Here is a 3,210-nt window from a genome sequence, read left to right as displayed (position 1 = left end):
CCGGACAGGTAGTCGGCGTGGATGTGGGTCTCGGTGACGGCGGTGATCGTCATGCCGTGCCGGGCCGCGAGGTCCAGGTACTGGCGGATGTCGCGGCGGGCGTCCACCACCATCGCCTCGTTCTTGGCCTGGCAGCCGATGAAGTAACCGGCCTGGGCGAGGTCTTCGTCGTAGATGCGCTCGAGAAGCATGCTGCTCTCCTTGTCGATCGGGTTCCCTGTTTCGGGGTGTGCCACGACAATACATACCCCATGGGGTATACGCAAGACACTCTGGGGGTATGTCCTTGCGGCTGTTCTGCCGCCGCGCTTGGCGTCCGGGAGTGTTCTGCGCCACAAAAGATTGCACGGGCTGTGCAATCGTGCAGATGCCGTGCAAAACTGCGAGGGTTCGCGAAATGCACCTACGCACCAGGAGCCAGCGCATGGCGTCATTCCTCTACCGCATCGGGCGGTCCGCCTATCTGTTCAGATGGCGGTTCATCGCAGCCTGGATGCTGTTGATCGTCGGTGTCGGCACGGCCGCCGCCACGCTGACGCAGCAGACCAGCACCACCTTCTCGATCCCGGGACTGGAGTCCATCGAGACCCAGGAAGAGATGCAGGAGAGGTTCGCCGGCGCGGGCAGCCAGCTCGACGCCCCGACGGGGACCGTCGTCATCGGGGCGCCCGAGGGCAGCACCCTCACCGACCCGGCGGTGTCCGAGGACGTCGATGCCTTCCTCGCCGATCTGCAGGGCCTGGACTTTCTCGCCGGGACCGACGCGCTGGTCAGCCCGGTGATCGCGGCCGAGGGGCTGTCGGAGCAGTTGACCGCGGCCAAGGCCGAGCAGGGCATCGCCGAGGAGCAGATCGCGGCCGATATCGCCGCGTTGAGCCCGCTCAGCCCGGACGAGAGCACCGGCACGGTCGAGGTGCGGTTCGACGCCGAGAGCACGATGGACGTGCAGGCCGAGGACCGCGAGGCCTTCGCCGAGGTCGTCGCCGAGCACGAGGGCGACCTGACGATCGCGTACTCCGGCAACGCCTTCCAGATGTCCGAGATCAGCGCCGTCGGCGAGATCATCGGCATCGCGGTCGCCGCCGTGATCCTCCTGGTCACCTTCGGTTCGCTCATCGCCGCCGGCATGCCGCTGCTCACGGGCGTCATCGGCGTCGGGATCGGCATCGGCGGCATCTTCGCCGCCACCGCCTTCACCGACACGATCAACACCATGACGCCGACCCTGGCGTCCATGATCGGCCTGGCCGTGGGTATCGACTACGCGCTGTTCATCGTGTCGCGCTTCCGCACCGAGCTGGTCAAACACATCGGCGGCAACGATCTCGAGCCCGCCGAACTCGCGGAGAAACTCAAGGCGATCGACGCCCACAAGCGTGCACACCTCGCCGGGCTCGCGGTCGGCAAGGCCGGATCCGCGGTCGTCTTCGCAGGACTGACTGTGCTCATCGCCCTCGCGGCGCTGTCGATCATCAACATCCCGTTCCTCACCGCGATGGCGCTGTCCGCCGCCGCGACGGTGGCGATCGCCGTGCTGGTCGCGATCACGCTGCTGCCGGCCATCCTCGGCGCGGTCGGCACCAAGCTCTTCGCCGCCCGCATCAAGGGCGTCAAGGCGCCCGACCCGGAGGACGAGAAGCCGACGATGGGCCTGGCGTGGGTCCGCCGGATCCGTGCCCGTCCCGTGCTCTTCGCGGGCGCCGGTGTCCTGCTGCTCCTCCTGCTGGCCATCCCGGCCGCGCAGCTGCGGCTGGCCATGCCGTCCGACGGCACGATGGCCCCGGACACCCCGAACCGTATGGCGTACGACATGACGGAGGAAGCGTTCGGCCCGGGCCGCAACGCCCCGATGATCGCGCTCGTCGACACCCTGCAGGTGCCGGAGGAGGAGCGTCCGGCGGCGTGGGCCGCCGCGGTGGATCAGATCCAGGCGTTCGACGGGGTGGAGAACGCGCAGATCATCGAAACCAACGAGGCCGGTGACGCCGCCCAGGTGCTCATCACCCCCGAGTACGGTGCCACCGACGAGCGCGCCGCGAGCGTCCTCGAGGAGATCCGGTCCGGAGCCGAGGGCTTCGAGCAGGAGACCGGGGGGACCTACTCCGTCACCGGCGTCACCCCGATCTACGAGGACATCTCCGAGCGTCTGACCGAGGTGCTGCTGCCGTATGTCGGCATCGTCCTCGCGCTCGCGTTCGTCCTGCTCATGCTGGTGTTCCGGTCGATCTGGGTGCCGCTGATCGCCGCCCTGGGCTTCGGCCTGTCGGTGGCGGCGACCTTCGGCATCACGGTCGCGATCTGGCAGGAGGGCTGGCTGGGCATCATCTCCGATCCGCAGCCGGTCATCAGCTTCCTGCCCATCATGCTCATCGGCATCGTGTTCGGCCTCGCCATGGACTACCAGGTCTTCCTGGTCTCGCGCATGCGTGAGGGTTGGGTCCACGGCAAGACCGCCCACAACGCGGTGGCCAACGGCTTCAAGCACGGCGCCCGCGTGGTCACCGCGGCGGCCCTGATCATGATCAGCGTCTTCGCCGCGTTCATGCTGATCGACGAGCAGTTCATCAAGGTGATGGGCTTCGCCCTGGCGGTCGCCGTGCTGTTCGACGCCTTCGTCGTCCGCATGACGATCATCCCCGCGGTGATGTTCCTCCTCGGCGAGCGCGCCTGGGGCCTGCCGCGGTGGTTGGACAAGATCCTCCCCACCGTCGACGTGGAGGGCTCCGCCCTGGAGACCGGGCAGCAGGAGAGCTCCGCTGTGGCATCCGCCGACGGTGGTGAGAAGGCCCGCGTCGATGCCTAGCCTGCGTGAGCGCAAGAAGGCCGACACCCGCACCCGCCTCTCGGCGGCCGCAGTGGAACTGCTGGTCGCCGAGGGGGCGGAGCGGGCGACGGTCTCGGCCATCGCCGGGAGGGCGGGTGTCTCGACCCGGACGTTCCACAACTACTTCGCCCACCGCGAGGACGCGTTCGTGCACTTCCTGCGCGAACAGATCGCCGAATGGGTGCGGCAGGTGGAGCAGGCGCCGGCAGACCTGTCGCCACTGGATGTCCTGCGCTCGACCTTCCACGAGCTCTACGGGCGCTCGGCGGACGATATCGACGCCGCCGAGAACCTGCTGGTGGCCGGGGAGCAGATCGGCCTCATGCTGGGCCCGGACGCCTGGACCAGCATCGCCGAGAACATCCTGGATCCGCTCTACGAGGCGG

Annotated in this window: 3 protein-coding genes; 2 read left to right on the top strand and 1 reads right to left on the bottom strand. The window is 68.2% G+C overall.

Annotation, left to right across the window (positions count from 1 at the left end; genetic code table 11):
* Positions 1–191, bottom strand: a 191-nt coding sequence (locus G6023_RS15050; protein WP_472986457.1) for an MBL fold metallo-hydrolase, incomplete at its 3' end; no start/stop codon positions are given.
* Between the two features lie 233 nt (positions 192–424).
* On the opposite strand from G6023_RS15050, the gene G6023_RS15045 reads away from it, so the two are divergent.
* Both G6023_RS15045 and G6023_RS15040 read left to right on the top strand, forming a co-directional pair.
* Positions 425–2,803 carry an MMPL family transporter gene (locus G6023_RS15045; RefSeq protein WP_182636271.1) on the top strand — a complete coding sequence of 793 codons (2,379 nt, stop codon included), beginning with the start codon at positions 425–427 and terminating at the stop codon, positions 2,801–2,803.
* On the top strand, positions 2,796–3,210 hold a 415-nt coding region (locus G6023_RS15040), incomplete at its 3' end, for a TetR/AcrR family transcriptional regulator (RefSeq protein WP_182636269.1). The genes G6023_RS15045 and G6023_RS15040, both read left to right, overlap by 8 nt.

This window comes from Dietzia sp. DQ11-71 (genome assembly GCF_014144995.1).
Lineage (GTDB): Bacteria > Actinomycetota > Actinomycetes > Mycobacteriales > Mycobacteriaceae > Dietzia > Dietzia kunjamensis.
Note: the sequence above shows the minus strand (reverse complement) of the source record. Positions and strands in the feature narration are given on the sequence as shown.

Excerpts from the sequence above, each read along its gene's own strand:
- G6023_RS15045 (WP_182636271.1), top strand. The coding sequence starts at position 425 with ATGGCGTCATTCCTCTACCGCATCGGGCGGTCCGCCTATCTGTTCAGA.